At 72.6% G+C, this 14,620-nt stretch carries 10 protein-coding genes; 7 read left to right on the top strand and 3 right to left on the bottom strand.

The window, feature by feature from the left end; genetic code table 11:
* Nucleotides 1-630: 630 nt before the first annotated feature.
* Nucleotides 631-2,766, bottom strand: a complete 2,136-nt coding sequence (locus ACFC0D_RS19775) for an ABC transporter ATP-binding protein (RefSeq protein ID WP_376437348.1) — start codon at nucleotides 2,764-2,766, stop codon at nucleotides 631-633.
* Entirely contained in the window at nucleotides 2,763-4,559 is a 1,797-nt protein-coding gene (locus ACFC0D_RS19770; protein ID WP_376437345.1) for an ABC transporter ATP-binding protein, read from the bottom strand. Before ACFC0D_RS19770 ends, ACFC0D_RS19775 begins: the two co-directional genes overlap by 4 nt.
* 151 nt (nucleotides 4,560-4,710) lie before the next feature.
* Here ACFC0D_RS19770 and ACFC0D_RS19765 point away from each other — a divergent pair, with 151 nt between their 5' ends.
* From ACFC0D_RS19765 to ACFC0D_RS19745, 5 genes are all read left to right on the top strand, one after another.
* Complete coding sequence (locus ACFC0D_RS19765; protein ID WP_376437343.1) at nucleotides 4,711-5,559, top strand: hypothetical protein; 849 nt, start codon at nucleotides 4,711-4,713, stop codon at nucleotides 5,557-5,559.
* Between the two features lie 155 nt (nucleotides 5,560-5,714).
* Entirely contained in the window at nucleotides 5,715-6,620 is a 906-nt protein-coding gene (locus ACFC0D_RS19760; RefSeq protein WP_376437340.1) for an ABC transporter ATP-binding protein, read from the top strand.
* Nucleotides 6,617-7,360, top strand: a complete 744-nt coding sequence (locus ACFC0D_RS19755) for an ABC transporter permease (RefSeq protein ID WP_376437338.1) — start codon at nucleotides 6,617-6,619, stop codon at nucleotides 7,358-7,360. Before ACFC0D_RS19760 ends, ACFC0D_RS19755 begins: the two co-directional genes overlap by 4 nt.
* 18 nt (nucleotides 7,361-7,378) lie before the next feature.
* Entirely contained in the window at nucleotides 7,379-8,818 is a 1,440-nt protein-coding gene (locus ACFC0D_RS19750) for a sensor histidine kinase (protein ID WP_376437335.1), read from the top strand.
* Nucleotides 8,811-9,479: a response regulator gene (locus tag ACFC0D_RS19745; RefSeq protein WP_376437333.1), complete on the top strand. Its 669-nt coding sequence runs from the start codon at nucleotides 8,811-8,813 to the stop codon at nucleotides 9,477-9,479. The genes ACFC0D_RS19750 and ACFC0D_RS19745 overlap by 8 nt, the downstream gene beginning before the upstream one ends.
* A gap of 22 nt (nucleotides 9,480-9,501) precedes the next feature.
* Here ACFC0D_RS19745 and glgX read toward each other — a convergent pair whose 3' ends face one another.
* Nucleotides 9,502-11,730 carry a glycogen debranching protein GlgX gene (gene glgX, locus ACFC0D_RS19740; protein WP_376437330.1) on the bottom strand — a complete coding sequence of 743 codons (2,229 nt, stop codon included), beginning with the start codon at nucleotides 11,728-11,730 and terminating at the stop codon, nucleotides 9,502-9,504.
* 197 nt (nucleotides 11,731-11,927) lie between these two features.
* On the opposite strand from glgX, the gene ACFC0D_RS19735 reads away from it, so the two are divergent.
* Together ACFC0D_RS19735 and ACFC0D_RS19730 are read left to right on the top strand one after the other, a co-directional pair.
* Complete coding sequence (locus ACFC0D_RS19735; RefSeq protein WP_376437327.1) at nucleotides 11,928-13,163, top strand: Ig-like domain-containing protein; 1,236 nt, start codon at nucleotides 11,928-11,930, stop codon at nucleotides 13,161-13,163.
* A 187-nt stretch (nucleotides 13,164-13,350) separates the two neighbouring features.
* On the top strand, nucleotides 13,351-14,601 hold the full coding sequence (locus ACFC0D_RS19730) for an Ig-like domain-containing protein (RefSeq protein ID WP_376437324.1): 1,251 nt from the start codon (nucleotides 13,351-13,353) through the stop codon (nucleotides 14,599-14,601).
* Nucleotides 14,602-14,620: the final 19 nt, after the last annotated feature.

Here is a 14,620-nt window from a genome sequence, read left to right as displayed (position 1 = left end):
GTCCGGCCAGGCGGGGCACGGCGGAGGGCTGCCCCGCCTGGCTGTCCGGCAGGGTGGGCGCCGGGGGTGGGCCCGTCGGGCGGTCCGGCCGGGTGGGCGCCGGGGCAGGGTCAGCCCTCCGGGCTGTCCCGCCGCGGGGCGCCGCGGGAGGGCTGGCCCACCAGGCTGTCCCGCGAGGCGGGGCACCGGGGTTGGGCTGTCCCTCGGGCTGCCCGCCAGGCAGCGCCTGGGGGAGGGTCGGCCCTCCGGGCTGTCCCGGCAGGCGGGACGCCGGGGGAGGGCTGGCCCACGTGGCTGTCCGGCCGGGCGAGGCGCCGGGGGAGGGGTGCCCCGCCGGGCTGTCCGGCCACGCGGGGCGCCGGGGGTTGGGCTGTCCCTAGGGCTGCCCCGCCAGGCAGCGCCTGGGGGAGGGTCGGCCCTCCGGGCTGTCCCGGCAGGCGGGACGCCGGGGGAGAGCTGGCCCACGTGGCTGTCCGGCCGGGCGAGGCGCCGGGGGTGGGCTGGCTCGTCGGGATGTCCGGCCAGGCGGGCGCCGGGGGTTGGGCTGTCCCTCGGGGCTGTCCCGCCAGGCGGGCGCCGGAGGGAGGGCTTGCCCGCCGGGCCGTCCCGCCGCGGGGCGCCGCAGGAGGGCTAGCCCACCAGGCTGTCCCGCCAGGCGCGATGGAGGGTCGCGAAGCGGCCCTCGCCGCTCACCAGGTCCGACGGGTGGCCGTCCTCGACGATGCGGCCGTGTTCCATCACCAGGACGCGGTCGGCGATCTCCACCGTCGACAGGCGGTGGGCGATCACCACCGCCGTCCGACCGGCGAGCACCGTGTCCATGGCCCGCTGCACCGCCCGTTCCCCCGGCACGTCCAGCGAACTCGTCGCCTCGTCCAGGATGAGCACCGCCGGGTCCGCGAGGAGAGCGCGGGCGAAGGCCACCAACTGCCGCTGACCCGCCGAGATCCGCCCGCCCCGCTTCCGTACGTCCGTGTCGTAGCCGTCCGGGAGCCCCGCGATGAACTCGTGCGCGCCGATCGCCTTCGCCGCCTGCTCGATCTCCGCCCGGGTCGCGTCCGGACGCCCGATCGCGATGTTCTCGGCGACCGTCCCCGAGAACAGGAACGCCTCCTGCGTCACCATCACCACACCGCGTCGCAGTTCGGGTGTCGCGAGGTCCCGGACGTCGACCCCGTCGAGCAGCACCCGCCCCTCGGTCGGGTCGTAGAAGCGGGCGAGCAGCTTGGCGAGCGTCGACTTGCCGGCGCCCGTCGAACCGACCACCGCGACCGTCTGCCCCGCCGGGATCGTCAGGTCGAAGCGGGGCAGCACCTCGCCGCCGGTCCGGTACGCGAACCGCACGCCCTCGAACACGACCTCGCGCCCCGGCGTCCCGGTCCGGCGCGCCGGGAGCTCCTTCGGCGAGGCGGCCTCAGGGACGCCCGGCTCCTGCGCCAGCAGGCCCGCGATCTTGGCGAGCGACGCGGCCGCCGACTGGTACGAGTTGAGGAACATGCCGAGCCGGTCGATCGGGTCGTACAGCCGCCGCATGTACAGCACGGCCGCCGCCAGCACTCCGAGCGCCAGCGTCCCCCCGGCCACCCGGTACGCGCCCCACAGACACATCCCGGCCACGGCCGTGTTCGCCACGAGGCGCGAGCCGACGACATAGCGGGCCATCTCCAGAAGCGCGTCGCCGTTGCTGCGCTCGTGGCGGTGGTTGAGCGCGGCGAACTCGGTGTCGTTGGCCTGCTCCCTGCGGAAGGCCCGCACCGGCCGGATCCCGTTCATCGTCTCCGCGAACTTCACGATCACGCCCGCGATGGCCGTGGACCGCTCGGCGAAGACGAGGGCCGCGCGCCGCTGGTAGATCCGTACGAGCAGATACAGCGGTACGAAGGAGGCGACGGCCACCGCGCCGATGCCCAGATCCAGCCAGAGCAGCATCGCCGCGATGTACACGAACGCGAGGACGACGCCGATCAGTTCCTGGAGCCCCTCGGCGAGCAGCTCCCGCAGGGACTCCACGTCCGTGGTGGAGCGGGAGATGAGCCGGCCGGAGGTGTACCGCTCGTGGAAGTCCACGCTGAGGGCCTGGGCGTGGCGGAAGATCCGTCCGCGCAGGTCGAGGAGCACGTCCTGGTTGACGCGGGCGGCGCCGCGGACGAAGGCGTACTGGAGCAGTCCGGCCGCCGCCGCGCAGAGGAGGTACCCGACGGCGACGGCCACGACGGGCCCGTAGTCCCCGTCCCGGATGGCGGGCACGCCGCTGTCGATGGCGTACGCGACGAGCAGCGGACCGGCCTGCACGGCGGCCTGCTGGACCAGCAGCACGAGCGCGGCGACGGCCACGCGCGCGCGGTGCGCGGAGAGCAGCGAACGCAGCAGCGCGCCGGTGGCCCCGGGCGCGGTGGGCAGATCGTCCCGGTCGAAGGGATCCCCGTGGGGCGCACCGGCGGCGGCAGACGGATCGCCTTCGGGCTTCCCGATGTCGGAAGGATCGGGCCGGTCCCCGGGCGCCTCGGCCCCTGGCGCTCCGGCCGCGGGGAGGCCGGAACCCGTCCCGGGCTTCCCGGCGCCGGACGGATCGGGCCGGCCCGCACCCGTCCCGGGCTTCCCGGTCCCGGACAGACCCGATACGGCCCCGGGCGCACCGGTCCCTGGCGCTCCGGATGCGGGCCGGCCCGCGGCCGTCCCGAAAGGTGCGACCTCCGGCGTCCCCGGCGCCTCCCCGGGCGCCGTTCCCTCCGTGTCCGTCGCTGATGTCGTCGTGGGATCCGTCATCGTTCCTCGTTTCCCTCGCCCGACATCAGCCAGGCGTACTCGGCGTTGCTCCGCAGCAGTTCGTGGTGGGTGCCCACCGCCGCGATCCGGCCCTCCGACAGGAGCGCGACCCGGTCCGCGAGCATCACGGTCGACGGGCGGTGCGCCACGACCAGCGCGGTCGTCTCGCGCAGGACCTCCCGCAGCGCCGCCTCCACCAAGGCCTCGGTGTGCACGTCCAGCGCGGACAGCGGGTCGTCGAGGACCAGGAAGCGCGGGCGGCCGACGACCGCGCGGGCCAGGGCGAGGCGCTGGCGCTGGCCTCCCGACAGGCTCAGGCCCTGCTCGCCCACCTGGGTCGCCGCGCCCTCGGGGAGCGCGGTGACGAACCCCTCGGCCTGGGCCACCCCCAGCGCGCGCCGCAGCTCCGGCTCGCCGGCCCCTGCCCCCACGCCCATCAGTACGTTCTCGCCCACGCTCGCCGAGAACAGGGTCGGCTCCTCGAAGGCCACCGACACCAGCGCGCGCAGCCGTTCACGCTCCATGCGGGCGATGTCCTCGCCGTCGAGCAGGATCCGTCCGCCGGTCGCCTCGTGCAGCCGGGGCACGAGCGCGGTCAGGGTCGTCTTGCCCGAGCCGGTGCCGCCCACCAGCGCGAGGGTCTCGCCGGGCCGGATGTGCAGGTCGATCCCGTCGAGTACCGGCGGTGTGTCCTCGGGAGCGTCCGGGTAGCGGAACGTGACGTTCTCGAACCGCAGACCGTCCGAGGCCGCGGCGCCGGTGGTCGACACCGCCACCTCAGGCCCCGGTGTCTCCTCGGCCTCGTCCATCACCTCGAAGTACCGCTCCGTCGCCGTCGCCGCCTCCTGGCTCATCGCGAGCAGGAAGCCGATCGACTCCACCGGCCACCGCAGCGCGAGCGCCGTCGACAGGAAGGCGACCAGCGTGCCCGCCGACAGATCGCCGTCGGCGACCTGAACGGTGCCGAGCACGAGCGCCGCGCCGATCGCCAGCTCCGGAATGACGGTGATGAACGCCCAGATTCCGGCGAGCAGCCGGGCCTTGACCAGCTCCGTGCCCCGCAGCCGCTCGGCCAGTTCCCGGAAGGCGAGCGCCTGGCTGCGGTGGCGGCCGAAGCCCTTGACGATCCGGATGCCGAGGACGCTCTCCTCGACGACGGTGGTCAGGTCGCCGACCTGGTCCTGGGCGCGCCGGGCGACGACGGAGTACTTCGTCTCGAACAGCGAGCAGAGGATCACCAGCGGGGCGACGGGCGTGAGCAGCACCAGGCCGAGCGTCCAGTCCTGGCCCAGCAGCAGGACGTAACCGGCCAGGATCGTCACGCCGTTGACCAGCAGGAACGTCAGCGGGAAGGCGAGGAACATGCGCAGCAGCATCAGATCGGTCGTGCCGCGCGACAGCAGCTGACCCGAGGCCCACCGGTCGTGGAAGGCGATCGGCAGCCGTTGCAGACGCCGGAAGAGGTCGGCCCGCATCCGCGCCTCGACCCCGGCCAGCGGCCGTGCGACCAGCCACCGCCGGAAACCGAAGAGCACCGCCTCCGCGATCCCGAGCAGCAGCAGATACAGGGCGCCCAGCCACACGCCGCCCGGATCGCCCGCGGCGACGGGCCCGTCGACCATCCACTTCAGGACGAGCGGAATGACGAGCGACAGGCACGAGGCGACTATCGCGACGACGGCGGCGACGGCCAACCGCCCCCGCACCGGTCGTACATAGGGCCACAGGCGCAACAGCGTGCGTACGGCCGAGCGGTCGGGGGAATCCTGGGCGACTGCATCTTCTCCGGGCATCAGGTCCGAGCCTAGGGTTCACCACTGACAACCCTCATCTGGTTTTCTCCCCGCACCTACCCTCCCGATCCGCGGCTTGACGGTGAAACCCGCAGGCCACAGACTTCTGCGACCCCGGATTCGGGGTACGGACACAGGGGTGGGAACCGGGATGACGACAGCCGAGACAGAGGCCGAGGCGTACTTCGAACGTTGCGAACAACTCTTCCTCGCGGGCGGCAGCGCCGCCGTCCGGCGCGCGGCGCAGGAGGGGCTCGACGCCCTCGGCCCGACGGCCGATCTGTACTGCTGGCTCGGCGTCGGCCATGCGCTCGAGGACGAGGACGACCACGACGACCGTGCCGAGGAGGCGTTCCGGGCCGGGCTGAGGCTGGATCCCGACCACCTCGGACTGCTCGGCGGGTACGCGGAGCTCTGCCTGCGCGCCGACGGGTTCAACCACCCCGGGCGGGCCGCCCGCGCGGTCCGACTCGCCGCCAGGATCAAGGAGCTGGACTCCGAGTCCCCGGAGGCCCAGCGCCTCGACGCCGCCGAACGATGGCACGGTCGGAGCTACTGGGAGGACCTCCGCTTCCACGCCGCACAGGGCGCGGTGAAGCGGCAGGCCGTCGAGCAGCAGAGCACGGACCTCGCGTACGCGCTGCGCAACGGAGGCCGGGGGCAGGTGCGCGAGTCCGCAGAGGCGTACGTCGCCGCCCGGCCGGACGACCACCGTGCCGCCGTGCTCGCCGCGACCCTCGACATCCTCGCCGAGCCGGGACAGGCGCCCGTACGTTTCCTGGCGCGCCACCGGGCCGCCGCCTGGGTCGTCTCCGTCCTGTTGGCCTTCGCCACCAACTACACGCTCCGCGCGGCCGACATCGTCGACTTCTCCCTGTGGGGCTGGCTCTGGGCGCTCCCGATGCTGTTGGTCGACCGGCGCCTGAAGGCGGCCCGACGCCTCGCCGAGGAGCGGGTCCTGGCGCGGATCGAGACCGAGCACGCCGCGGCGAAGAGCTGACCCCGGGCGGCCCGAGCTTTCGCGCCCGGGCCGCTACCCCTGCACCCGGGAGGCTCCGAGCCCCGGGGTCGTACCCGCCATCAACCGATCGGTTGATGGCGGTTCGAGCGCGATGGCCGATGCCCCGGGACCGCCTCCGCGGCCACGCTTGAGTCATGCCAATGATCGAAGTTCAGGGCCTGCACAAGGCCTACGGCGGCCGGAAGGTCGTCGACGGTGTCTCGTTCGAGGTCGCCGAGGGGGAGATCTTCGGGATCCTCGGGCCCAACGGGGCCGGCAAGACCACGACCGTCGAGTGCGTCGAGGGGCTGCGGATCCCCGACGCCGGGACCGTACGCGTCGGCGGGCTCGACCCCGTCGCCCAGCACGCCGACGTCACCCGGATCCTCGGGGTGCAGCTCCAGGAGAGCGAGCTCCAGGCCAAACTGACCGTACGGGAGGCCCTGGAGCTGTACGCCTCCTTCTACGAGCGGCCCGCCGACTGGCGGACCCTCACCGAAAGGCTCGGGCTCGACGCCCATCTCGGATCCCGGTTCGGGAAGCTGTCCGGCGGGCAGAAGCAGCGGCTGTTCATCGCGCTCGCCCTCGTCGGCAACCCGCGCGCCGTCGTCCTCGACGAGCTCACCACCGGGCTCGACCCGCGCGCCCGGCGCGAGACCTGGTCCCTCGTCGAGGACATCCGGGCGGGCGGGGTGACCGTGCTGCTCGTCACCCACTTCATGGAGGAGGCCCAGCGCCTCTGCGACCGGATCGCCGTCATCGACAAGGGCCGGATCGCCGCGCTCGACACCCCCCACGGGCTGATCGGCCGCGCCAGCGCCTCCAAGGTGATCTCCTTCGCCGCCGAGACTCCTCTCGACCCGTCCGAACTCCGTGCCCTGCCGCAGGCGGCGGCCGTGGAGACGAAGGACGGCCGGACCGTCGTCACCGGCACCGACGAGACCGTCAACGCCCTCATCCAGCTCATCGCCCGGCGCGCCGTCACCGCCCAACAGCTTCGCGTCGTCGACGCCACCCTCGACGACGCCTTCCTCGACCTGACAGGAGCCGACCAGCGATGAGCACCGCCACCACCCTCGTCCTCAGGACCGAGGTCCGTCTCTTCACCCGTGAACCCGGCGCGCTGTTCTGGGTGATGATCTCGCCGACCGTCCTCCTGGTGATCCTCGGTCTGATCCCGTCCTTCCGCGAGGTGTCCGAGGACCTCGGAGGCCGCCGCGTCATCGACCTCTACGTCCCCGTCTCCGTCCTCTTCGCGATGATCATGGCCGGGCTCCAGGCCATGCCCCCGGTCCTCGCCGGCTACCGCGAACGCGGCATCCTGCGACGGATGTCGACCACCCCGGTCCGTCCGGCGTCCCTCCTCACCGCCCAGATCGCCCTGCACGGAGCCGCGGCCCTCGTCTCCTCCGCGCTCGTCATCCTCGTCGGCCGGCTGGCCTTCGGCGTCCGGCTGCCGCAGAACCTCCCCGGGTACGTCCTCGCGCTGCTTCTCGCGATCGCCGCCGGCCTCGCCCTCGGCGCCGCCGTCTGCGCCGTCTCCCGTACCCAGAAGATCGCCACGGCGGTCGGGTCGGCCGTCTTCTTCCCGACGATGTTCACTGCCGGCGTCTGGGTCCCGGTCCAGGCCATGCCGGATACGCTGCAGCGCATCGTCGAGTTCACGCCGTACGGCGCCGCCTCGCAGGCGCTCGACGCGGCGACGACCGGCGGTTGGCCCGGGTGGGCGGTGCTCGGGGTCATGGCCCTCTGGACGGTCGTGCTGACCGCCACGGCGGCCCGCTGGTTCCGCTGGGAGTGACGGTATGGGGGAGAGCCGATGAGTGCGACGACGGTCGAGGAACGCTGGCAGCAGTTCTTCCGCTGGGGGCCGCACGGTCTGCTGGCCATCGCCACGGTCCTCGCCGCGGCGGCCGCCGACCAGATCATGGACCGTACGGAGATGGCCACGGCCGCGGTCCTGGTCGTCGCGGTGCTCGCCCTCCAGCTCGGGTGGGACGTCCGCCAACGCCGCGCCAGAGCGGCGGAGTCCGACCCCGCAGCGTCGTCCACCGACGCCGGGGACACCGGTACCTCCGCCTCGTCCACCGACGCCGCGGGTGCCGGTCCCGCCGCGTCGGACACCGGCCTCACCACCGGGCACGCGCCCGCTTCCGCAGTCGCGGACACGCGTCCCGCCGGGCTCGTCGTCGACTCCGTACGGCTCGTGCCCGGCGCCCCCAGCGCGGCGTCCTTCCGCTACTTCACCGTCCGCACGGTCCTCGCCTTCGCGCTCACCTGGCTCAACCCCTTCTTCGCCGTCTACGCCTGCATCGGCTACTTCGACGTCGTCCAACTCCTGCCCCGCCGCCTCGTCCGCGCCGGGCTCCTCGTCACCGCCGTCACCATGGCCGGGTCCCAGTCCGGCGGTCTGCCGCCCGCCTCGCTCATGAACTGGATCGCCTTCGGCGGCCTGTTCGCCCTCAACGCCTGCCTCGCCGTCGTCTTCGCCCACCTCGGTTCGAAGGAAGCCGAACGGGCCGCCGAACGCGCCACCACCATCACCGAACTCGCCCGCGCCAACGCCCGTCTGGAACAGGCCCTCGCCGAGAACGCCGCTCTCCAGGCGCAACTCCTGCTCCAGGCCCGCGAGGCCGGGGTCGCCGACGAGCGGCGGCGGCTCGCCGCCGAGATCCACGACACCCTCGCCCAGGGCCTGGCGGGGATCATCGCCCAGCTCCAGGTCGTCACCGCCACCCCCGACCCGGAGCTCGCCCGGGTCCACGTCCAGCGCGCCGCCGACCTCGCCCGCCACAGCCTCGGCGAGGCCCGCCGCTCCGTGCAGAACCTGAGCCCGGTCGCCCTGGAGCACGACACGCTTCCCGAGGCGCTGAAGAAGACCGTCGCCGACTGGTCCGAACGCACGGGCATCACCACCCGGTTCACCGTCACCGGCACCGAGGAACCCCTGCACGACGAGGTGGCCGCCACCCTGCTGCGGATCGCCCAGGAGGCCCTGGCCAACGCCGAGCGCCACTCCGGCGCCTCCCGGGCCGGCGTCACCCTCTCGTACATGGGCGACGAGATCACCCTCGACGTACGGGACGACGGCCGCGGCTTCGACCCCGGAGCCGTCCCCGCCCGCACCGGCGGTGGCGGCTTCGGCCTCGACGGCATGAGGGCCCGCGCCGAACGGCTCACCGGCACCGTCGCCCTGGAGACCCGGCCCGGCGAGGGAACGGCGGTCTCCGCCCGCGTACCGTTGGTGCACCATGGCTGAGCTCAAGCGCATCACCCTGCTGATCGTCGACGACCATCCCGTCGTACGGGACGGCCTGCGCGGGATGTTCACCGCCGCCGACCCGGGCGCCGCCGAACCGGGCTTCCACGTCCTCGGCGAGGCGTCCGGCGGCGTCGAGGCCGTCGAACTCGCCCTGCGTCTCGACCCGGACGTGGTCCTCATGGACCTGCGGATGCCGGGCGGCAACGGCGTCGACGCCATCGTCGAGCTCACCCGGCGCGGCGCCCGCTCCCAGATCCTCGTCCTCACCACGTACGACACCGACACGGACACCCTCCCCGCGATCGAGGCCGGTGCCACCGGCTACCTCCTCAAGGACGCGCCCCGCGAGGAGTTGTTCGCCGCGGTCCGGGCGGCCGCCGAAGGACGTACCGTGCTCTCCCCGGCCGTCGCCTCCCGGCTGGTCTCCCGCGTCCGCACCCCCGCCGCTCCCGTGGAGGAGAGCCTCTCCGCGCGTGAACGCGAGGTCCTCGAACTCGTCGCCAAGGGCACCTCCAACCGTGCGATCGCGGTCGAGCTCTTCATCAGCGAGGCGACGGTGAAGACCCATCTGACGCACATCTATGCCAAGTTGGGCGTCAAGGACCGGGCGGCCGCGGTCGCGGTGGCGTACGACCGGGGCATCCTGGGCCGCCACTGACCGACGTGTGACGCGCTCCGCCTCACCCCCCGACCCGCAGCAGCAGCACCGACCGGGCCCCCACGGTCACCGTCTCCCCGCCCCGGTGCACCGTTCCCGGGGCCCGGGACTGGTCCTCCGAGGTCGTGTCCAGGACCAGCTCGTACGACTCCGCCCACGGCGGGCCCGGCAGTCGGTACGCGAGCGGGCGCGGGCCCGCGTGGAGGATCGCCAGGAAGCTGTCGTCGGTGATCTGGGCGCCGCGGGCGTCCCGTCCCGGGATGTCGCGCCCCGAGAGGTAGAGGCCCAGAGTGGCGGCGGGGGCGTACCAGTCCTGCTCGGTCATCTCCTGGCCGTCCGGCGTGAACCACGCCAGGTCCCGCAGGCCGTCCGCGGCCTGCGGGCGGCCGGAGAAGAACGCGCGCCGTCGCAGCACCGGGTGGGCGTGGCGCAGGGCGAGCAGCCGGCGGGTGAGGGCGAGCAGCTCCCGTCGCCCGGGGTCCTCGGGCAGCGACCAGTCCAGCCAGCTCGTCTCGTTGTCCTGGCAGTACGCGTTGTTGTTGCCGCCCTGCGTGCGGCCCATCTCGTCGCCCGCGACCAGCATCGGCACTCCGGTCGACAGCAGCAGTGTCGTCAGCAGGTTCCGCAGCTGGCGCAGGCGCAGCGCGCCGATCTCCGGGTCGTCGGTCTCGCCTTCCGTCCCGCAGTTCCAGGCGCGGTTGTCGTTCGTGCCGTCCCGGTTGCCCTCCCCGTTGGCCTCGTTGTGCTTCCGCTCGTAGGTGACGAGGTCCCGTAACGTGAACCCGTCGTGGGCGGTGATGAAGTTGACGGAGGCGTACGGCCGCCGGCCGCCCCACGCATACAGGTCGCTGGAGCCCGACAGCCGGTAGCCGAGGTCGCGTACGTCGGGCAGCGCGCCGCGCCAGAAGTCCCGCACCGCGTCGCGGTAGCGGTCGTTCCACTCCGTCCACAGCGGCGGGAAGGCGCCGACCTGATAGCCGCCGTTGCCGACGTCCCACGGCTCGGCGATCAGTTTGACCCGGCGCAGCACCGGGTCCTGGGCGATGACCGCGAGAAAGGGCGAGAGCATGTCGACGTCGTGCATCGACCGGGCGAGCGCCGCCGCCAGGTCGAAGCGGAAGCCGTCGACGCCCATCTCCGTCACCCAGTACCGCAGCGAGTCCGTGATCAGCCGCAGTACCTGCGGCTGGACCACGTGCAGCGTGTTGCCGCAGCCCGTGTAGTCGGCGTACCGGCGGGCGTCGGACTGGAGCCGGTAGTAGCCCCGGTTGTCGATGCCCTTCAGGGAGAGCGTGGGGCCCAGTTCGCCCGCCTCGGCCGTGTGGTTGTAGACCACGTCGAGGATGACCTCGATCCCGGCGGCGTGCAGCGCCCGCACCATCCGCTTGAACTCGCCGACCTGCTGGCCGGTGGTCCCCGACGAGGAGTAGCCGGCGTGCGGGGCGAAGTAGCCGATGGAGTTGTAGCCCCAGTAGTTGCGCAGGTCCCGGCGCAGCAGATGGTCCTCGTGGGCGAACTGGTGCACCGGAAGCAGCTCGACCGCCGTCACCCCGAGCCGTACGAGATGCTCGATCGCCGCCGGGTGCGCGAGCCCGGCGTACGTGCCCCGCAGCTCCTCGGGGATGCCCGGGTGGAGCTTGGTGAAGCCCTTCACGTGCAGCTCGTAGATGACCGAATCCGGCCACGGGGTCTTCGGTCGGCGGTCGTCCGACCAGTCGTCGTCGTCCAGGACGACGACGCCCTTCGGCACGAACGGCGCCGAGTCCCGGTCGTCCCGCACGGTGTCGGCCACATGCTGCTGCGGCCAGTCCCGGACGTGCCCGTACACCTCCGGCGGCAGCGTGAAGTCCCCGTCGACTGCCCGGGCGTACGGATCCAGGAGCAGCTTGGCCGGGTTCCAGCGGGCGCCCGTCCACGGGTCCCAGCGGCCCCGCACCCGGAAGCCGTACCGCTGCCCGGCCACCACCCCCGGCACGAAGCCGTGCCAGATCTCATGGGTCAGCTCGGTCAGCGGCAGCCGTCTCTCCGTTTCGTTCCCCGCGGGGTCGGTGTCGAAGAGGCACAGCTCGACGGCCTCCGCCCCGCCCGCCCACAGCGCGAAGTTGGTGCCGGCGACCCCGTCGGGTCCCACCCGGCACCGCGCGCCCAACGGGGTGGGCGCCCCCGGCCACACCACGGGCCGGGGCCGCTCCGGGGCAGGGGAGAGCCCCACTCCGTCCCGTACCGCCTCCTGCTCGGCTGCGCTCGACACCTGTCGGCCTCCCGCGGCTCGTCGGGCCCTCCCCCACAGCCACCGGCATGGGAGGTACCCCCATGTCGCGGAGGGCGCGGCGTCCCGGCCGCGACTCCCCGCACGTGGTCCTCCCACCTGTTCTGCCCGGACGACCGGACTCCCAACATGACCCGCACGCACGTTTCCCCTGGAGGGTGGCTGTCGTTGGGCCAGGCGTGAAACACGTACTGAAGCGGGTGAGGACCGGTGCGGTGCTCGCCCTGGCGGCGGCGGGACTGGTGGCCGGGCTTGCGGGCTGCACCGACAAGGGCGGCGACGACGGCGGAGGCATCGACATCTCGCTGCCCGGGAAGGCGCGGGCGCCCGGCGACGTCATCCGGATCAGCCCGGAGGACGGCAGCCGGGCCGTGCCCGCCGAGGGGCCGATCGAGGTGAGGGTCGACAGCGGACGCCTCGAACGGGTCACCGTCGTCCAGGTCGAGGACGCCCAGCGGACCGAGGTCCCGGGCGCGATCAGCGAGGACGGGCTGCGCTGGCGGCCGAAGGCGGACGAGCGGCTCGCGCTCGCCGCCAAGTACAGCGTGGACGCCGTGGCGCTGGACGCGCACGGCCGACGCTCCGCCCGGCACACCACGTTCACCACGGTCGTGCCCGAGCGTCGCTTCATCGGCTACTTCAAGCCGGAGAACCGCTCCACGGTCGGCACCGGCATGATCGTTTCGTTCGGGTTCAACCGGGCCATCGAGAACCGGGAAGCGGTCGAACGGGCCATCAGGATCACCTCCGAGCCCCCGGTGGACGTCGTCGGCCACTGGTTCGGCGACGAGCGGCTCGACTTCCGTCCGGAGGAGTACTGGCAGCCCGGCACCAAGGTGACCGTCGAGCTCGCGCTGCGCGATGTCGAGGGCGCGCCGGGGGTGTACGGCATCCAGCGCAAGAAGGTCGGGTTCACGGTCGGGCGCTCCCAGGTGTCCGTGGTCGACGCGGCCGCGCACACGATGGAGGTGCACCGGGACGGTGACGTCCTCGCGACCGTGCCGATCACGGCCGGGGCGCCGAAGACCACCACGTACAACGGGAAGATGGTGGTCACGGAGCTCTTCGACGTGACGCGGATGGACGGCCGCACGGTCGGCTTCGGCGGTGAGTACGACATCAAGGACGTGCCGCACGCGATGCGGTTGACCGACTCGGGGACCTTCCTGCACGGCAACTACTGGGCCGATCCCTCGACCTTCGGCTCGGCCAACGTCAGCCACGGCTGTGTCGGCCTGCGGGACGAGAAGGGCGGCAGCCCGGAATCCCCGGCGGGCTGGTTCTTCGACCGGACGCTCATCGGGGACGTGGTGGAAGTGGTCAACTCCCGTGACCGAAAGGTCGCTCCCGACAACGGGCTCGGAGGCTGGAACATGGAGTGGAACCAGTGGAAGGCAGGTTCCGCCCTGCGGTGAGCCCCTCGTCGTCCCCTCGCTGACCTGCGTCGCGTGCACGGTTCCTGGATCAACTGGGACTGAACGGTGACATTCGCGTGGAACTTTCGTGTCCTGCGGTGTGATTATCTAGCGCCGTGTGCGCGGAGGATGCGCGCGGGGGTGCGGGCCGTGGTGAGACCAGGCCGTGCGAGGGGAGACGACCATTTTGAACGGGCAGCCGATATCGGCCGGGGTGGGGCGCGGACGGCGGCGCGGGGGCGCGCGTCTGCAGGCCCTGGCTGTGGGAGCGTTGCTCCTGGTGCTGACGGCCTGCGGGGGCGGGGAGCCGGCGGGCGGCGGCAAGGGCGGACAGGACCCGGCGCAGAGCGGCGGGGGCAAGCAGGAGAACGCGGCGTCGCAGGCGGTCGTCACGATCGCCCCGAAGGACGGCGCCGACGCGGTCGCCACCAGCGGTGCGCTGAAGGTGACGGCCGAGCAGGGCAAGCTGACGACGGTCACCGTCGCCGACACCAAGGGTGTCGAGGTCGAGGGCAAGATCGCCGCGGACGGCGCCAGCTGGACGCCGGTCGGCCACCTGTCCGCGGGTACGCAGTACAAGGTCCACGCGATCGCGAAGGACTCCGAGGGCCGTGAGTCGGCGAAGGACACCACCTTCACCACCCTGACCCCGAAGAACACCTTCATCGGCCACTACACGCCCGAGGACGGCTCGACCGTCGGCGTCGGCATGCCGGTCTCGATCAACTTCACCCGGGGCATCACCAACCCGGCGGCCGTCGAGAACGCCATCAAGGTGACCGCCGAGCCCGCCGTCGAGGTCGAGGGCCACTGGTTCGGCAACGACCGCCTCGACTTCCGCCCCAAGGAGTACTGGGCCGCGGGCACCAAGGTGACCGTCGAGCTCAACCTGGACGGCGTCGAGGGCCGCCCGGGCGTCTACGGCAAGCAGAAGAAGAAGGTCACCTTCACCATCGGCCGCCGTCAGGTCTCCACGGTCGACGCCAGCGCCAAGACGATGAAGGTCGAGCGCGACGGCAAGATCATCAAGACGATCCCGATCACCGCGGGCGCTCCGTCCACGACCACGTACAACGGTCAGATGGTCATCAGCGAGAAGTACAAGGTGACCCGGATGAACGGCGCCACGGTCGGCTTCGGCGGTGAGTACGACATCAAGGACGTGCCGCACGCGATGCGTCTGTCGACCTCGGGCACCTTCGTCCACGGCAACTACTGGGCCTCGTCCGGCACCTTCGGCTCGGCCAACGTCAGCCACGGCTGCGTCGGTCTGCGGGACGCGCGCGGCGCCGGCGACGGCTCCACCCCGGCGGCCTGGTTCTACGACCGCTCGCTCATCGGCGACGTGGTGGTCGTGAAGAACTCCAAGGACAAGCAGATCGCTCCGGACAACGGCCTCAACGGCTGGAACATGAGCTGGTCGGAGTGGATCAAGTAGGTCCCCGATCCACTCCGTA

The organism is Streptomyces sp. NPDC056222, from assembly GCF_042264065.1.
Taxonomy (GTDB): domain Bacteria; phylum Actinomycetota; class Actinomycetes; order Streptomycetales; family Streptomycetaceae; genus Streptomyces.
The sequence above is the reverse complement of the archived record's forward strand: the minus strand, read 5'-3'. Positions and strand labels throughout refer to the sequence as shown.

Bases quoted from the DNA above. Each gene is read 5' to 3' on its own strand.
- ACFC0D_RS19775 (WP_376437348.1), bottom strand. From the start codon at position 2,766: ATGACGGATCCCACGACGACATCAGCGACGGACACGGAGGGAACGGCG.
- ACFC0D_RS19770 (WP_376437345.1), bottom strand. From the start codon at position 4,559: ATGCCCGGAGAAGATGCAGTCGCCCAGGATTCCCCCGACCGCTCGGCC.
- ACFC0D_RS19765 (WP_376437343.1), top strand. From the start codon at position 4,711: ATGACGACAGCCGAGACAGAGGCCGAGGCGTACTTCGAACGTTGCGAA.
- ACFC0D_RS19760 (WP_376437340.1), top strand. From the start codon at position 5,715: ATGCCAATGATCGAAGTTCAGGGCCTGCACAAGGCCTACGGCGGCCGG.
- ACFC0D_RS19755 (WP_376437338.1), top strand. From the start codon at position 6,617: ATGAGCACCGCCACCACCCTCGTCCTCAGGACCGAGGTCCGTCTCTTC.
- ACFC0D_RS19750 (WP_376437335.1), top strand. From the start codon at position 7,379: ATGAGTGCGACGACGGTCGAGGAACGCTGGCAGCAGTTCTTCCGCTGG.
- ACFC0D_RS19745 (WP_376437333.1), top strand. From the start codon at position 8,811: ATGGCTGAGCTCAAGCGCATCACCCTGCTGATCGTCGACGACCATCCC.